The sequence below is a fragment of the Bradyrhizobium guangzhouense genome, from assembly GCF_004114955.1.
Classification (GTDB): Bacteria; Pseudomonadota; Alphaproteobacteria; order Rhizobiales; family Xanthobacteraceae; genus Bradyrhizobium; species Bradyrhizobium guangzhouense.
Genome location: NZ_CP030053.1, coordinates 4,654,315 through 4,675,297 on the forward strand (window position 1 = coordinate 4,654,315; position 20,983 = coordinate 4,675,297).

The following is a 20,983-nucleotide window of genomic DNA, read 5'->3' on the forward strand; positions in this document are numbered from 1 at the left end:
AATGGCGGTCCGCAGCAACATCGTCGGCATCGACAGCCCGGAGGCGCTGGAGAAGGCGCTGCGCGCAGCCTATTACCTCGCCGACGAGGGCCTTGCGACATCAGCCTATCTCGGCCTCGCGCTCGGCAAGCCTTTGCTGCTCGAGGGCGCGCCCGGCGTCGGCAAGACGGAAGCCGCGAAAGCCATCGCCGCTGTGCTCGGCCGCCGTCTCATTCGCCTGCAATGCTATGAGGGCATCGACGCCTCCGCCGCCCTCTACGAATGGAATTACCCCCGCCAGATGCTCGCGATCCGCCAGGCCGGCGACGAGAGCATCGACATCTATGGCGAGACATTCCTGATCGAACGCCCCATGTTGGCGGCACTGCGTACGCCTGATTCCACCGTGCTGCTGATCGACGAAATCGATCGCGCCGATCAGGAATTCGAGGCGTTTCTGCTGGAATTCCTGTCCGATTTCCAAATTTCGATTCCCGAGCGCGGCACCGTGCGGGCCGCCGAGCGCCCCGTGGTGGTGCTGACGTCGAACCGGACGCGCGACTTGCACGAAGCGCTTCGCCGCCGCTGCGTCTATCACTGGATCGACTATCCGACCGAGGAACGCGAGGCGCGCATCGTGATGTTGCGCGCCTCCAGCGTTGCCGAAGCCACCGCGCGGGCCGTCGTCGCGGCGGTCGGCAAGCTCCGGCGCGAGCCGCTGAGCAAGGTGCCCGGAATCGCCGAGGCGGTCGACTGGGCGGAAGCCGCGACGTTGCTGCACAAGGGCGGGGCGCGTTGGCCCGACGCGTTCAAGCGCTCGATTGGCGTCGCGCTGAAGGACGAGGAGGATCTGCATTTCATCTCGCCCCGGCTGGACGCGATGCTCGCGGAGGCCACCGCATGAGCACCGAGCTTGCGCTTCCGCGCGCCGCAAGAATCTTCGTCTCCTTCGTCGCACTGATGCGCGCCAACGCCTTCGCCGTCGCGCCGGAGCAGACCACCGCGTTCCTCACCGCCATCGAGCTGCTCGGCCCGCGCGACCTCAGGGATATCAGGCAGGCGGCACTGGCTACCCTCGCCCCTCCGCCGGAGCGCCGTGCGACGTTCGACCGCCTGTTCGACCTGCATTTCCGCGGCAGCGAGGCGATCGAGCGCGCCGATGATGGCGAGGATGACGAGACCGTGCGCCTTCAGGAGGAAGGCCGCGGCGATGAGGAACCGCTGCTCTCCGACGAGGCCAACGAATCCGGCTTGACCGCGACCCGCACCGAGGCGCTGGTCGAGCGCCGCTTCGCACAGCTCTCCACCACCGACGCGCTACGCCGGTTGGCACGCGAAGCCCCGAGGCGCCTGCCGCGTCGACGCGGCCACCGCCGGATGCGCGCCCGCCGCGGTCCGTTTGCCGATCTGCGCCGCACGTTGCGCGACAGCGTGCGCAGCGACGGCGAAATTCTGCGGCTCGGCCACATGAAGCGGCGCCAGCGCCCGCGCAAGTTCCTGCTGCTGATCGATGTCTCCGGCTCGATGAAGAGCCGCACGGAGGAGAACATGAAGCTGGCGCATGCGCTGGTGCAGGCCGCGCCCAATGTCGAGGTCTTCACTTTCGGCACGCGGCTGACCCGCGTCACCCGCGCGCTGCGCGTGAAGCGCCGCGAGCAGGCGCTGAACGCGGCCGCACATCTCGTCAGCGACTGGGACGGCGGCACCCGCATCGGCGATGCGCTGCAAGCGTTCCTCGCGGTACCCCGCTTCGGCGGCTATGCGCGCGGCGCGGCCGTGGTCATCGTTTCGGACGGGCTGGAGCGCGGCGAGCCCGATGCGTTGCGCGATGCCGTGGCAAAGCTGTCGCGGCGGGCCTGGCGCGTGAGTTGGCTGACGCCGCTGGCGAGCGGCCCGGCGTTTCGTCCGCAGACCGAGGCGCTCGTCGCGATCGAGCGCTTCGTCGATGACCTCGTCGACGGCGGATCGACCGGATCGATCGTCGCATACGTACTGGCACTGGGACGAAGGAGCGTTGCGTGACCGAGATTGTCGACGGCCATCATCACATCTGGCGGCAGGCCGACCTGCCCTGGCTGGTCGGCCCGATGCAACCGCGCATCTTCGGACCCTACGAGGCCATCAGGCGCGACTACCCACTTCGCGAATATCTCGACGACCTCAAAGGCAGCGGTGTTAGCCGCTCGGTTTACGTCCAGACCAACTGGCCCAACGATCGTTTCGAGGACGAAGCGGCCTGGGTGCAGAAGACCGCCGACGAGCAGGGTTGGCCGCACGCCATCGTCGCCTATGCCAATTTCGCCGTCGACGACGTTCGTCCGCAGCTCGACCGGCTGAAGCGCCATTCCCTCGTGCGCGGCGTGCGCATGCAGCTGCACTGGCACGAGAACCCGCTCTATCGCTTTGCGGCCAAGCCCGATCTGTGCATCGATCCCATGGTCCGCCGCAATGTCGCCCGGCTCGCCGACTACGGCTGGAGCTTTGATCTCCAGGTCTTCACGCCGCAGATGCCGGACGCGGCACTGCTCGCCGAATCCTGCCCCAAGGTGACCTTCATCCTCCAGCATGCCGGCATGCTGGAGGATCTCTCGCCCGCAGGCCGCGCCGCCTGGCGCGCCGGCATGGCCCGACTCGCGATATGTCCGAATATCGTCTCGAAGCTCTCCGGGCTTGGCACCTTCATCCACCGCAACGATCCCGCGCATATTGCCGCGGTGGTCATGGACACCGTCGCGATCTTCGGCGCCGAACGCTGCCTGTTCGGCTCCAATTTTCCGATCGAGAAATTGTGGACCAGCTATCGCGAGCTCGTTGACGCATTTCGCGCAGCAGCCGCGCCGCTGAGCGCCGAGCAACGGGATGCAATCTTCCGAGGCACCGCAACGCGCGTCTATCGGCTTTAAAAAACAAGAGCAGAACAGGGAGGGAAACGAATGGCGCTGGAGATCAAGATCCTGGACTACGGCGATATCGAGCTGGAATCGAGCTTCCTGGTGCTCGGCCGCGACTGCGGCCGGACCCGCCGCGTCCTCACGCTGGGCTTTTTGATTCTCGGCGGCAAATATCCAGTCGTGGTCGACACCGGCTATCGCTCCAACCAGATCATGGAGACGCTGGGCATGCGGGGGCTGCAATACCACGAACACATGATCGAGAACCAGCTTGCCCGCCATGGTGTCCGCATGGGCGACGTCCGTTTCGTCTGCCACACCCATCTGCACATCGATCATGCCGGCAAGGACGATCTGTTCCCGATGAACACGACCGTCGTGCTCAACCGCAAGGAGCTGGAATATTCGGTCTCCGGCCTGATGCACCCGCAATATCCGGCGCCCGACATCAAGCATTTGATCGACCGCCTGCACACCAAGAGCGCGCTGCGCTTCCTCGACCTGGAGATCACCGGCCCGATCGAGCTGATGCCCGGCGTCTATTGCGATGCCGCCAATGCCCACACCGAGGGCTCGATGAATATCATCGTCGAGACCGCCGATGGCATCGCCACCATCTGCGGTGACGTGATCTACGATTTCAACGACCAGATCGTGACGCCTTTCCACGAGATCCATGACTGGGAGCCGCGCACGACGGGCAACCACGGCACCAGCAAGCGCGCCGAGAAGGCCGCGATCAAGAAGCTGCTCAGCAATTCGCGCTATCTGCTGCCGGTGCATGACCGCCCCGCCAAGATCGAAGGCGGCAATGTCGTGGGACGCCTGCATGACCAAGTCCCGGGACCGATCGTGCAATCCCTGCCCGCTCGCAACTGGTTCCCGGCCTAGCACGATGTGAGGACCGACCGATGACACACGTCACCTTGCGTTCTGAATTCGAGACCCTGATCGACCCCTACGCACCCGTTGCCCAGGTCGGCACAGGCTTTGAGTTCACCGAAGGCCCGATCTGGCATCCGGTCGATCATTACTTGCTGTTCTCGGACATGCCGGGCGACGTACGACGGCGCTGGGATGCCCGGCGCGGTGTCGCCGAGGTCAAGCGCCCGTCGAACAAATGCAACGGCATGACCTACGATGCCGAGCTCAATCTGATCGTTTGCGAGCACGCGACCTCGTCGCTGATCCGCGAACGGCCGGATGGGCGGCGCGAGGTGCTGGCCTCGCATTTTGGCGGGCAGGAGCTCAACAGCCCGAACGACGTCTGCGTGCATTCCTCGGGTGCGATCTATTTCTCCGATCCCTGGTATGGCCGCATGCCGGTCTATGGCGTCGAGCGGCCACGCCAGCTCGGCTTCCAGGGCGTCTATCGCGTCATGCCCGGCAGCGAGCCGAAGCTGGTGGTCGATCGCAATTTGTTCGACCAACCGAACGGGCTGTGCTTCTCGCCCGACGAAAGACTGCTCTACGTCAACGACACCGTGCAGGCGCTGATCCGCGTGTTCGACGTCAATGCCGACGGCACGCTGGCGAACGCGCGGGTCTTCGCGAGCGGCATCCGCTCCGAGCTGGAGCCGGGTGTGCCTGATGGCATGAAGTGCGATCAGCACGGCAATGTCTGGGTCACCGCGCCGGGTGGCGTCTGGGTGTATTCGCCGCGCGGCGAACTGCTCGGAAAAGTTCGCGTGCCGGAGCTGGTCGCCAACCTCGCCTGGGGTAATCAGGATTTCCGTACGCTGTACCTGACCTCGACGCATTCGGTCTATGCCATCCCGACCAAGACCGGGCCGCGCCACGAGCCCTATATGAGCGGCAGGCGCAGCAGTGGCAGCGCCACGAGCGGAGGCCCAGCGGCCCCGGCGCCGATCCTCGCCGATGGCGAGTTGCGCCTCGATCCGAACCGCTGCGCCATGATCATCCAGGACCTCCAGAACGACGTCATCATGGATGGCGGCGCCTTCGCCGAGTCCGGTGCGCCCGGCCACGCCAAGCAGCAGCACGTGGTCGAGAACGTCCGGCGCCTGGCTGAAACGGCCCGCGCGCGCGGCGTCGCCATCATCCATGTCTGGTTCGTGGTCGAGCCAGGCGCGCCCGGCGTGACGCTGAACGCGCCGCTGTTCGAAGGGCTGGTCGACAGCAAGGCGATGGTGCGCGGCAGCTGGGGCGCTGCGCCGGTCTCCGGCCTCGAGCCGCGGCCTGGCGATTTCGTCGTCGAGAAGATGCGCATGAGCGCCTGGGAAGGCACCAGGCTGGAGACGATCCTGAAAGCCACCGGCCGCGACATGATCATCAACACCGGCGCCTGGACCAACATGTCGGTCGAGCACACCGCCCGCACCGGCGCCGACAAGGGCTATTTCATGATCGTGCCCGAGGATTGCTGCTCGACCATGAATGCCGATTGGCACTCGGCCTCGATCAATTTTGCCATGCAGAACGTCGCGGTGGTGACCAGGGCGGATGCCGTCATCAGAGCGCTGGGATGAACGGTGGCCAAGCTCCTGCACCTCTCCTGCTCACCGCGTGCCGATTCCGAGTCGAGCGCCGGCGCCGGCGTTTTCCTTGACGGCTTTCGCCAAGCCCGCCCCGATTGGGACATCGACGTCGTCGATCTCTGGCGCGAGCGGATGCCGGAATTTGCCGGCCCTATCGTCGAGGCCAAATACGCACGGATGAAGGCGCTAGCCTTCAATGACGCCCAGCGGGACAGCTTTGCCGAAGCCGAACGGATGGCGACACGCTTCTCGCTGGCCGATCGCGTGCTGATCTCGACGCCGATGTGGAACTTCGGCATCCCCTACAAGCTGAAGCAGTGGTTCGACATTGTGATCCAGCCCGGCCTGACCTTCCGCTTCGATCCCGCGCAGGGATATCTGCCGCTGCTGAAGGACCGGCCGACCATCGTGATCCTCGCCTCCGGCAGCGACTTTGCGACCGGCATGAATCGCGGCCGCATCGACATGGCGACGCCCTATCTGCGCGAAGCGCTCCGCTTCATCGGTGTCAGCAACGTGCGCTTCGTCCCGATCGGCCCGACCACAGGCCCTACCGAGCCGATCCGCGCCGCCCGCGAGACCGCGCATCGCCGCCTCGCCGAGATGGCAAAGCGGTTCTGAGCCACATTGTCAGGTGATTCGCCCGGTCCCAGGACTCACGATCGTCACTCTCCGTCCGGCGCGATGACGCCTTTGGAGAGGATGAAGCAGCCGTAGAAGCGCCGCTCGCCGGTGGCGATCACGCAATAGGCGGCCTTGGCTTTCTCATAGAAGGCGTGGCGTTCGACCCCGACCAGCGGCCAGGAGCGCCCCTCGGCGCGGTCGATCACGGCCTGCACCTCGTGCTGCACCGGTGGCACTTCCTGAGGCTGGCCGACGATCTCCATGCGCATCGCCGCATCGTCCACGAATGTATCGAGCAGCAGCACCGAGAGAATGGCTTCGATCGCCTTGGCGGTGCTGACATTGTCGATGCGAAGCAGCTCGCCGAATGCGGTCTGGCGCGCGATCGAGTCGGCCGGGAAATTGGTATCGCACACGACGAGACGATCCCCGTGCCCCATGGCACGCAAGGCATAGAGCACGTCGGCATTGAGCAGTGGGTTGATGCCCTTGAGCATGGTGGGTCCCTCCGTTCCCTGTTTATCACATGCGCCAGCGGAGTGCGGCGGTATGCACCGGAGCGTCCCACAATTCCTTCGATTGGTCATCGAGCACTGAGACGGTGATCGAAGCACCGGCCATGTCGAGCGATGTCACGTAGGAGCCGGTCAGGAAACGCGTCGCCGTGATCCCGGCGCCATCCAAAATCCGTTTGGCGCTGTTGACCATCAAATAGAGCTCGATCAACGGCGTCGCGCCGAACCCGTTGACCAGAAGCACGACCTCGCTGCCCTTGCTCGGCTCGAGATCATCCAGGATCGCGCCAACTATGTCGGCGGCAATAGCATCGGCAGAGGCCAGTGGCACTCGGCGGCGTCCCGGCTCGCCGTGAATGCCGACGCCCATCTCCATCTCGTTGTCAGTCAGCGTGAAGTTCGGCCGGCCCGCCGCCGGAACGGTGCACGGCAGCAGCGCGACGCCCATCGATCGGGTGCGCCGGTTGACATCATCGCCGAGCGTCTTGAGCGCGGCGAGCGGCATGCCCTTTTCCGCCGCGGCGCCGACCATCTTTTCAACGATCAGCGTGCCCGCAACGCCGCGACGGCCGGTCGTATAGGTCGATTTCTCGACCGCGACGTCGTCATTGGTGACCACGCTTGCGACCTCGCGCCCGGCCATCTCGGCGGCCATGGTAAAATTCATCACATCGCCTTCGTAGTTCTTGACGATGAAGAGCACGCCCGCGCCGGTATCGACAGCCTCCGCCGCCTCGATCATCTGATCCGGCGTCGGCGACGTGAAGACCTGGCCTGGACAGGCGGCATCGAGCATGCCATGGCCGACGAAGCCGGCATGAAGCGGTTCATGGCCGGAGCCGCCGCCCGAGATCAGCGCAACCTTGCCCGGTTTCAAACTGCGTCGGCGCACGAACTTCCTGTCGGCACCAAGCAGCAGGATATCGGCGTGAGCAGCTGCAAGCCCGTCGAGACTCTCTTCGAGCACCGTGTCGGCGCTGTTGATCAGCTTTTTCATGGCGTCCTCCCGGTTTTTTCGTTTCGAATCCGTCAGCCGATGCTTTCGGCATAGCGTGCGAGCTGGGCCGCGAAGTCGACGATGAGCTGCTCCAGAGCGCGATTTTTCTTGTCATCGCCGAGATCGGGCACCGTCACGGTCACGACGCGCGTGCGCGCCTCGCGGTGAGCGCCGCGCAACCGCCCCGGATGCGCACGCCCATAGGCTTCGAGGAAAGCCGCACGCTCGCTACCCGAGAGATGGCAGACCTCGAAGATGATCGCGACATGCTTTGCGGGGATCGGCACCAGATAGGCCGGATTGGTGATCTGGCTGACGAAGGAGCGGTTCTTGCCAAGCGCGGCCGCGAGCTTCAACCGCGTCCCGGACGGTCGGTTGTCGAGTGCCCGTCGCAGGATGAGCTTGTAATCGGCGACATTGCTGTCGCCCGGCCGGCTCGCCTCTTCCTCTGCATCCTCGCTCATGCGGTCACTCCGGCAATGGCGGCCTTGAGCCGCGCCACCGCAATCGGCGAGACCGACAGAGTCGTCAAGCCCGTCGCCAGCAGCGCCTTCGTCAAGCGCGTATCGGCCGCGGCATCGCCGCAGAGCGAGACCTCGACACCGCGCTTGCGACCGGCCTCGACCGTTCGCGCAATCAGCGCCAGCACCGCTGGATGACCGGCATCGTTGAGGCCGGCGACAGCGCCGATATCGCGCGCCGCGGCCATCGTGTATTGGGTCAGGTCGTTCGATCCGATGGAATAGAACGCCGCGCCGAAATCCTCTGCGCATAGCGCTGCCGAGGGGACCTCGACCATAATGCCCAGCGGCGGCCGCGCGCAGGCGACGCCCTCCGCCCTGAGGGTGGCAAACTCTGCGTCCAGCAGGGCATTGGCGCGGTCGAGCTCCGACGGGATCGCGACCATCGGCAGCATCACCTTCAGCGTCCCATGCACGGCTGCACGGCACAGCGCCCGCAACTGCACGCGAAACACCTCCGGCCGCGCCAGCGAGAGCCGGATACCGCGCAGACCCAGGAATGGATTGCGCTCGCCATCGACAGTCACGCCTGGGATCGGCTTGTCGCCGCCCGCATCGAGGGTGCGGATTGTCACCGGCCGTCCTTCCGCCCATTCGAGAATGCGGCGATAGACCTGGTATTGCGTATCTTCGCGGGGCAGGCCCCGCGATCCCTCGAACAGAAATTCCGTCCGCACGAGGCCGATGCCGTCGCAGATGATGGGATCGAGACTGGCCAGCTCTTCCGGCGCGGCGACATTGAGCATGACGGCGATGCGCATTCCATCCGCCGTCAGCGCGGGTTTGAGGCGGCCGGCATCGGCAGCAATCTGCGCGGCATTCGCAGCCGCCATGCGGTGTTCAAACAGGCGGCGCGTTTCGGGATGGGGATCGAAGATCACCGTACCAGCGTCGCCGTCGACCAGCGCCAGTGACGGCGGCTGTCCGTTCCATGGCAACGGCCCCAACCCAACCACCATCGGAGCGCCACGCGATCGCGCGAGCATCGCGACATGCGACGATGGCGATCCGGCGGCCAGTGCAATGGCGCCGCCCCGAGTCCAGTCAACGGCGAGGAACGTCGACGGCGAAATATCGTCACCCGTGACGACCGAATCGCCTGAGATCTCGGCGATCGCGTTGGCACCGTTCAGGCCCGCCAGCACGCGATCGCGAATGTCGACGAGATCGGCAGCGCGCGCCCGGAAATATTCCTCGTCCGCCGCCCGATAGCCTGAAATTTCGGCTTCGAGTGCCGCACGCCAGGCCTCGTCGGCGGCCGTACCCTCCGCAATGGCTTCGTAAGCACCCTCTGCAAGTGCATCGTCGCCGAGCATCGCAACCTGGAACTCCAGAATCTCCGCGGCCTCACCGTGAACCGTCGCGATCAGGTCGGCGAGCTCCGCTGCTGCTCCCTCGATCGCCGCCTTCAGCTCTGCGGCCTCCTGCGCCGGATCGCCCTTCGCCGCCCTGCTCGCGATTTCTGTCGTCAGCACAGCGACCGGGCCGATGGCGAGGCCGGGCGAAGCGGGATGGCCGGTGAGATGGATCTCGCCCACGACTTACGCCTCGCCGAAACCGTCATGCACCAGCGCCAGCATGGCCGCGAGCGCTGCCTCGCCATCAGGACCGTTGACGCGGAAATGCAGCGTAGCGCCTTGCGGTGCCTTCACCCGCATGACCTTCACCGGGCTCTTGGCGTCGGTCCAGGGTCCCTCAGGCGCAAGCGCAATTTCGATCTTCGCGGTAAAGCCCTTAGCCAGTTGCGTGAGCTTCACCGATGGCCGCGCGTGCAGGCCGACCGGGTTGACGAGAACCGCGGAGGCAGTCAGCGGCGCGAACGACTGGGCCGCCCGGTTGACATTGGCATCATGCATAGAATTCCTCCGCGCTGCGCTTGACGGCGGCAAGCGATGAGCCGCCCGAAGATTCGGTCGCGGCGATCACCGCCCCCTCGACCACCGGGGCATTGCAGACCAGCACGCGCGCACGACGATCTTCGGAGAGCATCTCCACCGCCATCTCCGAATTGGTCTCGGCACCGCCGAGATCGACGAGGATCGCAACACCTGCCGGCGACCAGGCGGTCTCGATCGCCTCGAGGATTCCGGCAACGTTCGTACCTAACCCGCCATCGACATCGCCACCGGTCCAGGCCAGCGGCACTGCGTCACCGACCATCTGGCGCACCATATCAGCCGCGCCTTCCGCGATCTTCGGCGAATGCGATACGATGACAATTCCGACATTGCTCATGGATTGACCTCGAATTCCAGTATCTCGACTGCTGCGCCGATCAGGAGGGATGCCGAGCGCGAGCCCGGGTCCATATGACCGATGGAGCGTTCACCAAGGAAAGATGCGCGGCCGCGAATCGCCAGCATGGGCGTGGTGCGATCGGCCGCTTGCGCAGCCTCGGCCGCAATGGCCCTGGCGTCGCCGCCGCCCGCCAGGACGACGTGAACCGGCACCAGGACATCCAGCAGCGTCTTCTGTCCCGCCTCCGAACGGCCGCGCGCCTTGACTGCCTCGATCGCCTTGTCCGTCGCGGCGACCAAATCAGGCCGGCTCGGCTGTTCCGGGAGGGCCTTACCTAATTCCATGAAGAAAGTTCCGACCAGCGGCCCCGACGCACCGCCGACCTTCATCACCAACGTCATTCCAATCGCCTTCAGCATGTCCGGGAGCGATTTGTCGGCAAGATCAGGCAGTGCCGCGAGCACCGCCTCGAAACCGCGCTTCATGTTCAGCCCATGATCTCCGTCGCCGATCGCCTGGTCGAGGCTCGTCAACTCGTCCGCATGCTCGATCACCGCCGCTGCCAGCGCTCGCACCAATCTTTCCCTGGCTACCCGATCAAGGCTCATGCCGCCACCCTCCAGCCATTCGCATCGAAAAACAGCGGTTTGTTGAGACGAAGCGACACGACATCTCCGGCGCCGAAGCCCGCCTCGGGATCCGCCAACGTCACAACCGGTCGGCCGGCAACATCGAGATGGAGATGGCTCTGGTCGCCGAGATGCTCGACACGCTTGACCGTTGCCGAGACATCGCCGCCGCCACGTGCGATCGTCAGGTGCTCGGTCCGCGCACCGACCGTCTCGACACCGGCAGGCGCGCTGCCGAACAGGGCCGCCGGCAGCAGATTGATCGTCGGCTGCCCCAACCTTGCTGCGACGTGCGCGTTGATCGGGTTCTCGTAGATCTCGCGCGGCGAGCCGATCTGCAACAACCGCCCGCCCTCGATCACGCCGATGCGCGAGGCCATGGTCATCGCCTCGGTCTGGTCGTGGGTGACATAGAGGATCGTGGCGCCGAGATCGACCTGGATCCGCTTCAGCTCCAGGCGAAGCTCGCCGCGCAGCTTGGCGTCGAGCGAGGAGAGCGGCTCGTCCATCAGATAGATCGAGGGCGAACGAACCAGTGCGCGGCCGATCGCAACGCGCTGCATCTGCCCGCCCGAAAGCTGCGTCGCCTTGTTGTCCAGCTTGGTTTCGATGTGAAGGAGACGGGCGACCTCCTGCACCTTGGTGCGGATGTCGGCTTCGGGAACGCGGCGGGTCGGCGCTCGCAGCGCGAAGGCCATGTTCTCGAACACGGTGAGGTGCGGATACAGCGAATATTGCTGGAAGACGAAGGCAACGTCGCGATCCGCAGGCGCCGCACCGGTGACGTCACGCCCGTCGATGCGGATCGAGCCGCTATCCGGTTGCTCCAGTCCCGCAATCAAGCGCAGCGCGGTGGTCTTGCCGGCACCGGTCGGGCCGAGCAATGCGACGAATTCGCCGTCGCCTATCGTCAGCGACAGGTCGCTCAGCGCTTGCGTCCTGCCGAAGGCCTTGGAGACGGAGACGATCTCGACCTCAGCCATGCGCAGCTCCCTCGTGCAACGCGGTGCGAATGGCCCGGCCCGACGCCTGGTCGAAGATCGACAGCGTGTCGGGCCGGAAGTCGAGGCCGACGGTCTCGCCCGTTCGAAACGATCTGCTGCTGGGTGAACGAGCCTTGAGCGCACCATAGCTCGTCGTCACCGTCACGATCTGCGTCGTGCCCAGATATTCGGTGCCATAGACCTCGCCGCGCACCATGCCGCGATCCGTGAACCGCACGTGCTCGGGCCGCACCCCGAGCACGAGCTCGCTCTCCGCCATCGCTTCGCGCGCAGTCGGAATGGCAACGTCCCGTTCGCCAAGCCGGATCGCTTCTGCGCCGGTCTGCAAGCCGCCACGGAACGGCAGGAAGTTCATGGGCGGTGACCCGATGAAGTCGGCGACGAACAGCGACGCCGGCCGGTCATAGATGTCGCGCGGGCTTGCGACCTGTTCGACCACGCCATTGTTCATCACCGCGATCCTGTCGGCCATCGCCATGGCCTCCAGCTGGTCGTGGGTGACATAGACGGTCGTCGCGCCCAGCCGGTCATGCAGGGCGCGCAATTCATGAATCATGGCCTCGCGCATCTCGGTATCGAGCGCGCCGAGCGGCTCGTCCATCAGAAAACATTTCGGCTTGCGTACGATCGCCCGCCCCAGCGCGACGCGCTGCCGGTCGCCGCCGGCAAGGCCGGAGACCGAACGGTCGAGGAGATGGGAGATCCGCAGGATGCGCGCGGCCTCGACGACGCGACGGTCACGCTCGGCCGCGCCGATGCCCTCGCATTTCAGGGGAAAGCCGATGTTGTGCCGGACATTCATGTGCGGATAGAGCGCGAACAGCTGGAACACGAAGGCGATGTCGCGCGCCGAGGCGCGGTTCATCGTCACATCCTCGCCGTCGAGCCTGATGGTGCCTGCCGTCGGCAGCTCCAGGCCGGCGATCATGCGGAGTGTCGTGGTCTTGCCGCAGCCGGAAGGTCCGAGCAGGCAAAGGAACTGACCATCCTCCACCGTGAAGCTGGCGGACTTGACCGCATGAAACGAACCGAACGATTTGTCGAGCGCCTCGACCTTGATTTGTGCCATCGCGCCCTACTCCCGAACCTTGGACACGATGGTGAACATCACGGTGCCGAACAGGGTCGTCGCAAACGACCAGGAATACAGCGTCAGCGAAAACGGCTGCATCAGCATGACCACGCCGGCGGCAATGATCGCGGTCGCCGCGGCTTCAAGCGGGCCGCGGCGCAGAACACGGTCTGCAAGACCACGTCGCACGATGGCTGGGGTGACATCGGGGCTCATTTGCGGACAGCTCCAAAGGTGATGCCGCGCAGCAGATGCTTGCGCAGGAGCACCGTGAACACCACGATCGGCACCAGGAACAGCGTCGTGCCAGCGGCCACTGCCGGCCAGTCCTGACCGCCCTCGCCGATGATGATCGGAATGAACGGCGGCGCCGTCTGGGCGTTGCCCGAGGTGAGAAGCACCGCAAAGGCGTATTCGTTCCAGGCGAAGATCAGGCAGAAGATCGCGGTTGCCGCGATCCCCGTGGTGGCCTGCGGCAGCACCACCTTCACGAAAGCCTGGAAGCGGGTATAGCCGTCGATCATCGCGGCTTCTTCGTACTCGCGCGGGATTTCGTCGATGAAACCCTTGAGCAGCCAGACCGCGAGCGAGACGTTGACCGAGGTGTAGAGCAGGATCATCCCGAGCCTGGTGTCCGACAATCCGATCGTGCGGTACATCAGATAGATCGGAATCGCGACCGCAATGGGCGGCATCATCCTGGTCGACAAAATGAAGAAAAGAAGATCATCTTTCAGGGGTACGCGGAAGCGCGAGAAGCCGTAGGCCGACAAGGTGCCGAGCGCGACGGCGAGCACGGTCGAGCCGAACGCGATGATCAGCGAGTTGACGAAGCGCGGCACATAGTTCGAGGGACCTGCGACCACCATGTTGCGGTCGCGCGCGATGCTGTCGCACATCCCTTGTGGCGGCCCCAGCGAGCGGATGAATTCGGGCGTCTGGCGCGAGCGTGTCGTGAACAGGTTGCAGAAGCCTTCGAGCGACGGCTTGAACAGCACCTTGGGCGGATAGGAGATCGCATCGTCAGGCGACTTGAACGCGGTGAGCATGATCCAGACCAGCGGGATCATGGTGATGATGGCGTAGAGCACGACCAGCGAGCCGGCAAAACGCCGCGTCGTGGCCGAGGGCTCGACGACCGAATGGGCTGTGGTGGCTGAGGTCATCGGCTTTTCACCCTGTTCAGCGCTTTCACGTAGATGTTGGCGAGACCAAAGACCGTCACGAACAGGATGATCGCGAAAGCCGAGGAATAGCCGGTGCGCCAGCTCTCGAACGCCGCCCGCTTGAGCGTGATCGAGGCAACTTCGGTGGTCGATCCCGGCCCGCCGCCGGTGAGCAGATTGACCATGTCGAACATCTTGAAGTTCTCGATGCCGCGGAACAGCACCGCCAGCATGATGAACGGCAGCGCCATCGGCAGCGTGATCGACCAGAATTGCCGCCATTTCGACGCGCGATCGACCTCTGCCGCTTCATAGATGTAATCGGGGATCGACCGCAGACCGGCCAGGCAGATCAGCATCACATAAGGCGTCCACATCCAGGCATCGACGATGACGATGGCCCAGGGGCTCAGCGTGACGTCGCCCAGCATCTGAAAGGACGATGCGGCGCGGCCGGTAAAGAAGGCGACGACGTAGTTGAACAGTCCGATCTGCGGCTGATAGAGGAACGTCCAGAAATTGCCGACGACGGCGGGCGACAGCATCATCGGCAGCAGGATGATCGTGGTCCACATGCCGTGGCCGCGGAATTTCTTGTCGATGAGATAGGCAAGGCCAAATCCGAGGACGGTCTCGATCACGACCGTCCAGATCACGAAATGCGCCGTCACCTGCATCGCCGCCCAGATGTCCGGATCGGTGAGAATCGACTGGTACCAGTCGGCGCCCAGCCAGATCGTCGGCACATTGGCCCTGTTGGCGCGATAGTTCGTGAACGACAGATAGATCGTCCAGAGCAGCGGGAAGATATTGATCGCCAGCAGCAATACGATCGTCGGCGTGATGAAGAGCCAGGCGAGCGTCTTGTCCGACAGGCCCCGGATACGACGCGCCACACCGGGCCGGACCATGACGGCCCGATATGTGATCCGCGAAGAGGCACTCAGTTCATTCATCGTAGCGACCGATCCTGGCACCGGGATGTCGACGATGCGACGGTTCCGGTCATCGAAGGAAAGTCCGGAGCGCGAGCGCACGCGCTCCGGGTATCAACCTCAGAACTTCTTGCCTTCTTCCTTGAAGATTGCCTTCCAGTCCTTGACCAGACCATCGAGCGCTTCCTGTGCAGTGCCCTTGTCGGCCACCACATAATCATGCACGCGCTTCTGCTCGGCTTGCAGCAGCTGGGCGTAAGAGGGTTCGGCCCAGAAGTCGACCACCATGCCCATCGACTGCAGGAACTCCTTTGCGAAGGGCGCGCTACCAGGGAAGCTCGGATCGTTCAGCACGGACTTGGCGCAGGAATAGCCGCCGAGCGCCCACCACTTCTTCTGGACGTCGCCGCCGGAGAACCACTTGATGTATTGCAGCGCCTCGGCCTGGTTCTTGGAGTACGAAACTACCGAGATGCCCTGCCCGCCGAGCTGCGTCGCCTGCGCGGCGGGACCGGCCGGATTGACGAAGAAGCCGATCTTGTCGCCGCCGACGTTCGGGTCCTTGTAGAGGCCCGGGAAGAAGGCGAAGAAGTTCATCTGCAGCGCGACCTGACCGGACTTGAAGGCATCAAGCCCCTCCGACATGTAGGAGTTGGAAGCGCCGGGCGGCGTGCAGCACTTGTAGAGCTCCTTGTAGGCTTCGAGCCCCTTCACGGCATTGGCCGAGTTCACGAACCCGTCCATCGCATAGGGCTTCTTCGGATCGTCGTATTTGAAGCCGTAATCGTAGAGGTAGTTCGACACGCCCATGGTGATGCCTTCCGAGCCGCGCTCGGTGTAGATCGAGGCGCCATAGACCTTCTTGCCGTCGATCTCGCGGCCCTGGAAGAATTGCGCGATGTCCTTGAGCTCGTCGAGCGTCTTCGGCACGCCGATCTCCCGGCCATACTTGGCCTTGAAGTCCTTCTGCACGTCCGGGCGCGCGAACCAGTCCTTGCGATAGGTCCAGCCCACCGCATCGCCCATCGCCGGCAGCGCCCAGTAGTTCGGCGTGTTCTTCGGCCACTCGGAATAACCGACCACCGTGGCCGGCATGTAGTCGTCCATGCTGATTCCTTCCTTCTTGAAGAAATCGTTGAGCTTGACGTACTGGCCGTTCTCCGCGGCGCCGCCGATCCATTGGGAATCGCCGATGATGAGGTCGCACAGTGAGCCGTGCGAATTGAGTTCGTTCAGGAAGCGATCGGCGTAATTGGTCCACGGCACGAATTCGAACTTCATACCGATACCCGATTTGGCGGTGAAGTCCTTCGACAATTCGACCAATGCATTGGCCGGGTCCCATGCGGCCCAGCACAGTGTGATGGTCTTGCCTTGCGCCTGCGCGGGCGTGGTGCCCGCTCCGACGCCAAGCGCGGCGGCCACTGCCCCGCATGCCACTACAAGCGTCTTCATCGTTCGTTTCATTACACGTTCCCTCCGAGTGGGCCGGCCATCGACATGGCGCGGCTTTCCTACCCGCTCGAATGCTTCGAGCAGAGCGACACAGTCCACGACGAGCTGAGTAACTAAACTGGTGTTTCCTCGCGCCACCCGGATTCTATAGGCCCGGCAGGCTCGATTTGTTTAGTAATGCACGGTTTACTAAACATTGCAAGCGCGGTTCGTCGGCTCCCGACATGAAGCCCGCAGAGATTGTACATCGTCTCCAGCACACGAAGGTCAGGCGGTTACAGCGCCTGAAGTCCGATCGATTTGATCACCGGCGCAAGGCTTGCCGAAGTGGCATCAACAACCCGCTGGAATTTCTCCGGACCTGAATCGCCGTCGGGCTCCATGCCCTGCGCGCGGTAATTCGCCTGCAGTGCTGGATCCGCCATCGCCAGCCGAGTTGCCTGCGCGATGCGGTCGATGATCGCATCATCAGTCTTTTTCGGTGCGAACAGGCCGAACCATCCCTCGTAGCTGAGATCGGGCATGCCGGATTCAATCGCGGTCGGAATCTCCGGCGCGCCGCTCAAGCGCCTGTCGGTCGTGACTGCAAGCAACCTTACCTTGCCGGCCCGGCTCAGTTGCTGCAATTGAACCGACATGACGGCAATGACGAGAGATATCTGACCGCTAACGAGATCGTTGGTGGCCTGTGCGATTCCCCGATAGGGAACGTGGACGATATCCAGGGCGCCGGCCTGCTGCTTGAACAGCTCCCCCACGAGGTGATTTCCGGTGCCGATGCCGGGGGTTCCATAGGACAGCGTACCCGGTTTGCTTCTGGCATAGGCGATCAGGCCCTGCAGGTCTGTGACGGGCAGCGACGGGTGCACGACGAAAACCAGCGCACTGCTGATCAGGCGATAGATCGCCCGGAAATCGCCCATGGAATACGAAGGATTTGGCGTCGTCAGCGGAATGATGACCTGCGTGCTGCCGTTTCCCAGAAGCAACGAATAGCCATCGGGCGTCTCGCGCGCGACCTCAGTCGTCCCGATCGCGCCTCCCGCACCGCCGACATTGTCGACAAAGGTTGAGCCAAGTCGAGATGACATCTTCTCGGCCCAGGGTCGTCCGATCTGATCACCCGAGCCGCCCGCGGCATAGGGAATCACAAGCCGAATTGGGCGCGACGGATAGTCAGCCGCATTCGCGCTGCGCGACAGTCCGGAGAGCGCAACGCCAAGCGTGGCCGCATTGACGAAATCTCGCCGCGAGAGGGAGGGCATGTCCTGTTCCGAACGTCGGGACCGGCTCTGAAAGCTCCATACGCAGCAGGAGGCAGCCATCGTCAATGGCCCATTCGATCAGCGCGCCACTCCCGGCTCGTGCGCGAAATGAGAGTGCCCATCCGTTTTCGGCTACGGTCCCTGCGCAAGACGGACAGCTCAGCGGCTGAGCCAATCTCGCACACCAGACTAAACCATTCATCTAACAGCAATATTTCAAGACTCTCTGAGCCGGTCGGAGCAACGGCGCGCGCACCTCATGCCGCTCCCGCTGCTTTCGTCGAGTTTACTGTACGGTTCGTTCTGATAGGAAAAAGTCAAACTATTTTGACTCCCCGCTGCGGGGGCGATGGCGCGTGCCAGACAACAAACAAGACTCGGCCATCTCTTTTGGGCCATTTCGACTGTTTCCAAAGTCTCGCCTCCTGGAAAAGGACGGCGCGCATCTTCACGTCGGCGGCCGCGCGCTCGACATCCTGATCTTCCTGGCCGAGCGGCCCGGCGAAGTCGTCGACAAGCGCGAGCTCGTCAAGCGTGTCTGGGCCGACGTGAATGTCGACGATGGCAGCCTCCGCTTCCACATCGCAGCCCTGCGCAAGGCACTCGGCGACACCGGCAAATCGGCCCGCTATGTCGTCAACGTCCCGGGACGCGGCTATTGCTTCGTTGCATCTCTCACCCAGCTCGCACCCGCACCTCCCGCGCCCCTGACCGACATCCCTCTGCCACGTTCCCTTCCCGCTCCGCTCGCGCGGGTGATCGGGCGCGACGACGTCATCGAGAAGATTGCGACCGGGCTGGCAACGCATCGCTTCGTGACGGTGGTCGGCCCCGGCGGCATCGGCAAGACTGCCGTGGCCGTGACCGTCGGCCATCGCCGGCTTGCACATTTCGACGGGCATGTGTTCTTTGTCGACTTCGGGCCGGTGAGGAAGCCGGAGCTCGCAGCAACCACCATCGCATCGACGCTCGGGCTGTCCATCAATGCGGAGGATCCGGTCCCGGCGCTGCTGACGCACCTCCAGACGAAACCGACGCTGCTGATCTTCGACAGCTGCGAGCACGTGCTGGAGACCCTTGCCCCGCTCGTCGAGCGCCTGGTTCGCGAAGTACCGCGATTGCATGTACTGGCGACCAGCCGGGAATCCTTTCGCAGCGAGGGAGAACGGATCTTCCGACTGTTTCCGCTCGATTGTCCGCCTCGGCGCGACGACCTCACCGTGCCCGAAATCCTCGCCTATCCGGCGGCCCAGCTCTTCATCGAACGAATTGCGCAGAGCTCCGGACCATTTCAGCTGAGCGCGGAAGAAGCACCGCTGGTGGCCGACATCTGCCGCCGCCTCGACGGTATAGCGCTCGCGATCGAGCTCGCCGCGGGACGCGTCAACGCCTATGGCATCGCCGGCACGGCATCCCTGCTCGACAGCCGCTTTTCACTGCAATGGCGCGGGCGCCGCACGGCCATCCCGCGACATCAGACGCTCGGCGCCGCGCTCGACTGGAGCTACGACCTTCTTCCCGCATCCGAGAGCGCGATCTTGCGGCGATTGTCCGTATTCGCCGGGCCGTTCACGCCGGAGGCCGCTGCCGCCGTCGCCTCGGGCGACGGACTCAGCGCCGCCGCGACCATGGAGGCGATCGACAATCTCGTCACGAAGTCGCTGATCGCACCGTCGGGCGCGCGAGCACTGCGCTATCGCCTGCTGGATACAACACGCACCTACGCGTTTGGCAAGCTGAACGAGGCCGGCGAAGCGAAGCGGATCGCGCAGCGGCACGCCGAATATTTTCGCGATCTTTTCGAGCGCGCCGAGGCCGAAACATCCGCTCCACTGGCGGACTGGCTCGGTACCTATGGCGCGGAACTGGACAATCTGCGTGCCGCGATCGATTGGGCCTTTTCGGCCGATGGCGACACACAGCTCGGAATCGTGTTGACGGCGGTGGCCGTCACGCTCTGGATCCGCCTGTCATTATTTTCCGAGTGTCGCGAGCGCGCCAGGACGGCACTTGCGGCCCTCGCAGACCACGGCGACGAGCGCGTGCGCATGCAGCTCCTGGCAGCGCTTGGCTGGTCGCTGATGTATGGCGAAGGACGGGCGCGCGAGGCCCGCCCGATCCTCGAAGCCACTCTCGAGCTGGCCGACAGGCTCGATGACAAGGATTTCCGCTTGCGGGCCCTCTGGGGCCTCTCCATCGACCAATTCAACAACGGAGCGTTCGGCAAGGCACGCGCGCTGGCCGACCGTTTCGCCGAGGCCGCGGCGAATTCGGCTGACAAAACCGACCTCATGTTGGCGGACCGGCTCACGGCCGTCGTGCTGCATTATCTCGGCGACCAACGCGAGGCGCGCGTTCGAATCGACCGGGTGAATTCGTCGCTGCATGTGCTGGCTGAGAAGCCAAAGATCTTCCCGCTCGATCTGCGGATATCGACGCAGTATTTCCGCGCCCGCATCCTGTGGCTGCAAGGTCAGGCCGACCAGGCTCTTGCGCTTGCCGAGCAGAACATCCACGAAGGCCGCGCCAACGGCCACGCGCTGACCTTCTGCAGCGTGCTCGGACAAGCCGCCTGCCCGATCGCGTTCCTGGCCGGCGACTACGACGCCGCCGAGCGCTATGGCACCGAGTTGCTCGAGCATACCGATCGGCACGCGATCCGGCTCTGGGGCCTGTGGGCCCGTGCGTTCAACGCGCTGGTCGTCGCAAAGCGTACGGATGTCGAGACGGGTCTGCCGTTACTCCGCGACGAGCTCAATCGCGCCGGCGATGCACGCTTCCTGCCGCGATTTCTTCCACTGCTCGGCGAACTCGCGGCGTGTTTCGGACAGGCGAGCCAGGTCCACCACGGCTTGGACGCGATCGAGAACGCGCTGGCGCGCTGCAACGACAGGCAGGAACGCTGGTATCTGCCCGAGCTGCTTCGCATCAAGGGCGAGCTGATGCTGAGGGAGTCGCCGCAATCGGAAGCCGCTGATGCCTGCTTTCACGAGGCGATGGAGCTGGCGGCACAGCAAGGCGCGCACTTCTGGCAGCTGCGCTGCGCGATCAGCATTGCGCAGCTCGGGATCGGACGAGACCAGCGCACCGAAGCGCGCGCGGTTGTGGAGAAGGCATGCGGCGCCATGACTGAAGGATCCGGGATCGCCGATATGCGGATCGCGCGCGACCTGATCGCGCAATTGCGGGCATGA

21 protein-coding genes are annotated in these 20,983 nt (G+C 64.3%); 7 read left to right on the forward strand and 14 right to left on the reverse strand.

What is annotated here, in order from left to right; genetic code table 11:
- Position 1 precedes the first annotated feature (1 nt).
- From XH91_RS22535 to XH91_RS22560, 6 genes are read left to right on the forward strand one after another with little or no spacing between them, the layout of a single operon-like run.
- The gene (locus tag XH91_RS22535; protein ID WP_128952610.1) at positions 2-883 is read left to right on the forward strand and encodes an AAA family ATPase; all 882 of its coding nucleotides are present in this window, start codon (positions 2-4) and stop codon (positions 881-883) included.
- Positions 880-2,001, forward strand: a complete 1,122-nt coding sequence (locus XH91_RS22540; RefSeq protein WP_128952611.1) for a vWA domain-containing protein — start codon at positions 880-882, stop codon at positions 1,999-2,001. Before XH91_RS22535 ends, XH91_RS22540 begins: the two co-directional genes overlap by 4 nt.
- Positions 1,998-2,882 (forward strand): amidohydrolase family protein, encoded by an 885-nt coding sequence (locus tag XH91_RS22545; protein WP_128952612.1) that lies wholly within the window; start codon positions 1,998-2,000, stop codon positions 2,880-2,882. Before XH91_RS22540 ends, XH91_RS22545 begins: the two co-directional genes overlap by 4 nt.
- A 30-nt stretch (positions 2,883-2,912) precedes the next feature.
- Positions 2,913-3,761 (forward strand): MBL fold metallo-hydrolase, encoded by an 849-nt coding sequence (locus XH91_RS22550; RefSeq protein ID WP_057758792.1) that lies wholly within the window; start codon positions 2,913-2,915, stop codon positions 3,759-3,761.
- Between the two features lie 20 nt (positions 3,762-3,781).
- A complete protein-coding gene (locus XH91_RS22555; protein WP_128952613.1) occupies positions 3,782-5,359 on the forward strand; it encodes an isochorismatase family protein in 1,578 nt (525 codons plus the stop codon).
- A gap of 3 nt (positions 5,360-5,362) precedes the next feature.
- Complete coding sequence (locus XH91_RS22560; RefSeq protein WP_128952614.1) at positions 5,363-5,989, forward strand: FMN-dependent NADH-azoreductase; 627 nt, start codon at positions 5,363-5,365, stop codon at positions 5,987-5,989.
- A gap of 44 nt (positions 5,990-6,033) precedes the next feature.
- On the opposite strand, the gene XH91_RS22565 is transcribed toward XH91_RS22560, so the two are convergent.
- From XH91_RS22565 to XH91_RS22630, 14 genes are all read right to left on the reverse strand, one after another.
- A complete protein-coding gene (locus XH91_RS22565; RefSeq protein ID WP_128952615.1) occupies positions 6,034-6,489 on the reverse strand; it encodes an RbsD/FucU family protein in 456 nt (151 codons plus the stop codon).
- A 25-nt stretch (positions 6,490-6,514) separates the two neighbouring features.
- Positions 6,515-7,504: a dihydroxyacetone kinase subunit DhaK gene (dhaK, locus tag XH91_RS22570; protein ID WP_128952616.1), complete on the reverse strand. Its 990-nt coding sequence runs from the start codon at positions 7,502-7,504 to the stop codon at positions 6,515-6,517.
- 32 nt (positions 7,505-7,536) lie between these two features.
- A complete protein-coding gene (locus XH91_RS22575; protein ID WP_128952617.1) occupies positions 7,537-7,968 on the reverse strand; it encodes a hypothetical protein in 432 nt (143 codons plus the stop codon).
- Positions 7,965-9,563 (reverse strand): phosphoenolpyruvate--protein phosphotransferase, encoded by a 1,599-nt coding sequence (gene ptsP / locus XH91_RS22580; protein WP_128952618.1) that lies wholly within the window; start codon positions 9,561-9,563, stop codon positions 7,965-7,967. The genes XH91_RS22575 and ptsP overlap by 4 nt, the downstream gene beginning before the upstream one ends.
- Before the next feature lie 3 nt (positions 9,564-9,566).
- Complete coding sequence (locus XH91_RS22585) at positions 9,567-9,881, reverse strand: HPr family phosphocarrier protein (RefSeq protein ID WP_128952619.1); 315 nt, start codon at positions 9,879-9,881, stop codon at positions 9,567-9,569.
- Complete coding sequence (gene dhaM, locus XH91_RS22590; protein ID WP_128952620.1) at positions 9,874-10,260, reverse strand: dihydroxyacetone kinase phosphoryl donor subunit DhaM; 387 nt, start codon at positions 10,258-10,260, stop codon at positions 9,874-9,876. The genes XH91_RS22585 and dhaM overlap by 8 nt, the downstream gene beginning before the upstream one ends.
- Positions 10,257-10,871 (reverse strand): dihydroxyacetone kinase subunit DhaL, encoded by a 615-nt coding sequence (gene dhaL, locus XH91_RS22595; RefSeq protein ID WP_128952621.1) that lies wholly within the window; start codon positions 10,869-10,871, stop codon positions 10,257-10,259. The genes dhaM and dhaL overlap by 4 nt, the downstream gene beginning before the upstream one ends.
- Positions 10,868-11,875, reverse strand: coding sequence for an ABC transporter ATP-binding protein (locus tag XH91_RS22600; RefSeq protein WP_128952622.1), 1,008 nt, complete (start codon positions 11,873-11,875; stop codon positions 10,868-10,870). Before XH91_RS22600 ends, dhaL begins: the two co-directional genes overlap by 4 nt.
- Positions 11,868-12,965, reverse strand: a complete 1,098-nt coding sequence (locus XH91_RS22605; protein WP_128952623.1) for an ABC transporter ATP-binding protein — start codon at positions 12,963-12,965, stop codon at positions 11,868-11,870. Before XH91_RS22605 ends, XH91_RS22600 begins: the two co-directional genes overlap by 8 nt.
- A 6-nt stretch (positions 12,966-12,971) precedes the next feature.
- On the reverse strand, positions 12,972-13,184 hold the full coding sequence (locus tag XH91_RS22610) for a hypothetical protein (RefSeq protein WP_128952624.1): 213 nt from the start codon (positions 13,182-13,184) through the stop codon (positions 12,972-12,974).
- The gene (locus XH91_RS22615; RefSeq protein WP_128952625.1) at positions 13,181-14,134 is read right to left on the reverse strand and encodes a carbohydrate ABC transporter permease; all 954 of its coding nucleotides are present in this window, start codon (positions 14,132-14,134) and stop codon (positions 13,181-13,183) included. Before XH91_RS22615 ends, XH91_RS22610 begins: the two co-directional genes overlap by 4 nt.
- Entirely contained in the window at positions 14,131-15,090 is a 960-nt protein-coding gene (locus XH91_RS22620) for a carbohydrate ABC transporter permease (protein WP_128952626.1), read from the reverse strand. The genes XH91_RS22615 and XH91_RS22620 overlap by 4 nt, the downstream gene beginning before the upstream one ends.
- Positions 15,091-15,189: 99 nt before the next feature.
- Positions 15,190-16,524: an ABC transporter substrate-binding protein gene (locus XH91_RS22625; RefSeq protein WP_430644519.1), complete on the reverse strand. Its 1,335-nt coding sequence runs from the start codon at positions 16,522-16,524 to the stop codon at positions 15,190-15,192.
- A gap of 275 nt (positions 16,525-16,799) precedes the next feature.
- The gene (locus XH91_RS22630) at positions 16,800-17,789 is read right to left on the reverse strand and encodes a Bug family tripartite tricarboxylate transporter substrate binding protein (protein ID WP_128954949.1); all 990 of its coding nucleotides are present in this window, start codon (positions 17,787-17,789) and stop codon (positions 16,800-16,802) included.
- A gap of 356 nt (positions 17,790-18,145) precedes the next feature.
- On the opposite strand from XH91_RS22630, the gene XH91_RS22635 reads away from it, so the two are divergent.
- Entirely contained in the window at positions 18,146-20,983 is a 2,838-nt protein-coding gene (locus XH91_RS22635) for an ATP-binding protein (RefSeq protein ID WP_128952628.1), read from the forward strand.

What these genes read in the sequence shown, in the direction of transcription:
- XH91_RS22630 (WP_128954949.1), bottom strand. Translation starts at nt 17,789, where the DNA reads ATGCCCTCCCTCTCGCGGCGAGATTTCGTCAATGCGGCCACGCTTGGC.
- XH91_RS22585 (WP_128952619.1), bottom strand. Translation starts at nt 9,881, where the DNA reads ATGCATGATGCCAATGTCAACCGGGCGGCCCAGTCGTTCGCGCCGCTG.
- XH91_RS22540 (WP_128952611.1), top strand. Translation starts at nt 880, where the DNA reads ATGAGCACCGAGCTTGCGCTTCCGCGCGCCGCAAGAATCTTCGTCTCC.
- XH91_RS22575 (WP_128952617.1), bottom strand. Translation starts at nt 7,968, where the DNA reads ATGAGCGAGGATGCAGAGGAAGAGGCGAGCCGGCCGGGCGACAGCAAT.
- XH91_RS22605 (WP_128952623.1), bottom strand. Translation starts at nt 12,965, where the DNA reads ATGGCACAAATCAAGGTCGAGGCGCTCGACAAATCGTTCGGTTCGTTT.
- XH91_RS22625 (WP_430644519.1), bottom strand. Translation starts at nt 16,524, where the DNA reads ATGAAGACGCTTGTAGTGGCATGCGGGGCAGTGGCCGCCGCGCTTGGC.
- XH91_RS22610 (WP_128952624.1), bottom strand. Translation starts at nt 13,184, where the DNA reads ATGAGCCCCGATGTCACCCCAGCCATCGTGCGACGTGGTCTTGCAGAC.
- XH91_RS22565 (WP_128952615.1), bottom strand. Translation starts at nt 6,489, where the DNA reads ATGCTCAAGGGCATCAACCCACTGCTCAATGCCGACGTGCTCTATGCC.
- dhaM (WP_128952620.1), bottom strand. Translation starts at nt 10,260, where the DNA reads ATGAGCAATGTCGGAATTGTCATCGTATCGCATTCGCCGAAGATCGCG.
- XH91_RS22615 (WP_128952625.1), bottom strand. Translation starts at nt 14,134, where the DNA reads ATGACCTCAGCCACCACAGCCCATTCGGTCGTCGAGCCCTCGGCCACG.
- dhaK (WP_128952616.1), bottom strand. Translation starts at nt 7,504, where the DNA reads ATGAAAAAGCTGATCAACAGCGCCGACACGGTGCTCGAAGAGAGTCTC.
- XH91_RS22555 (WP_128952613.1), top strand. Translation starts at nt 3,782, where the DNA reads ATGACACACGTCACCTTGCGTTCTGAATTCGAGACCCTGATCGACCCC.
- XH91_RS22600 (WP_128952622.1), bottom strand. Translation starts at nt 11,875, where the DNA reads ATGGCTGAGGTCGAGATCGTCTCCGTCTCCAAGGCCTTCGGCAGGACG.
- XH91_RS22620 (WP_128952626.1), bottom strand. Translation starts at nt 15,090, where the DNA reads ATGAATGAACTGAGTGCCTCTTCGCGGATCACATATCGGGCCGTCATG.
- XH91_RS22535 (WP_128952610.1), top strand. Translation starts at nt 2, where the DNA reads ATGGCGGTCCGCAGCAACATCGTCGGCATCGACAGCCCGGAGGCGCTG.
- dhaL (WP_128952621.1), bottom strand. Translation starts at nt 10,871, where the DNA reads ATGAGCCTTGATCGGGTAGCCAGGGAAAGATTGGTGCGAGCGCTGGCA.
- XH91_RS22550 (WP_057758792.1), top strand. Translation starts at nt 2,913, where the DNA reads ATGGCGCTGGAGATCAAGATCCTGGACTACGGCGATATCGAGCTGGAA.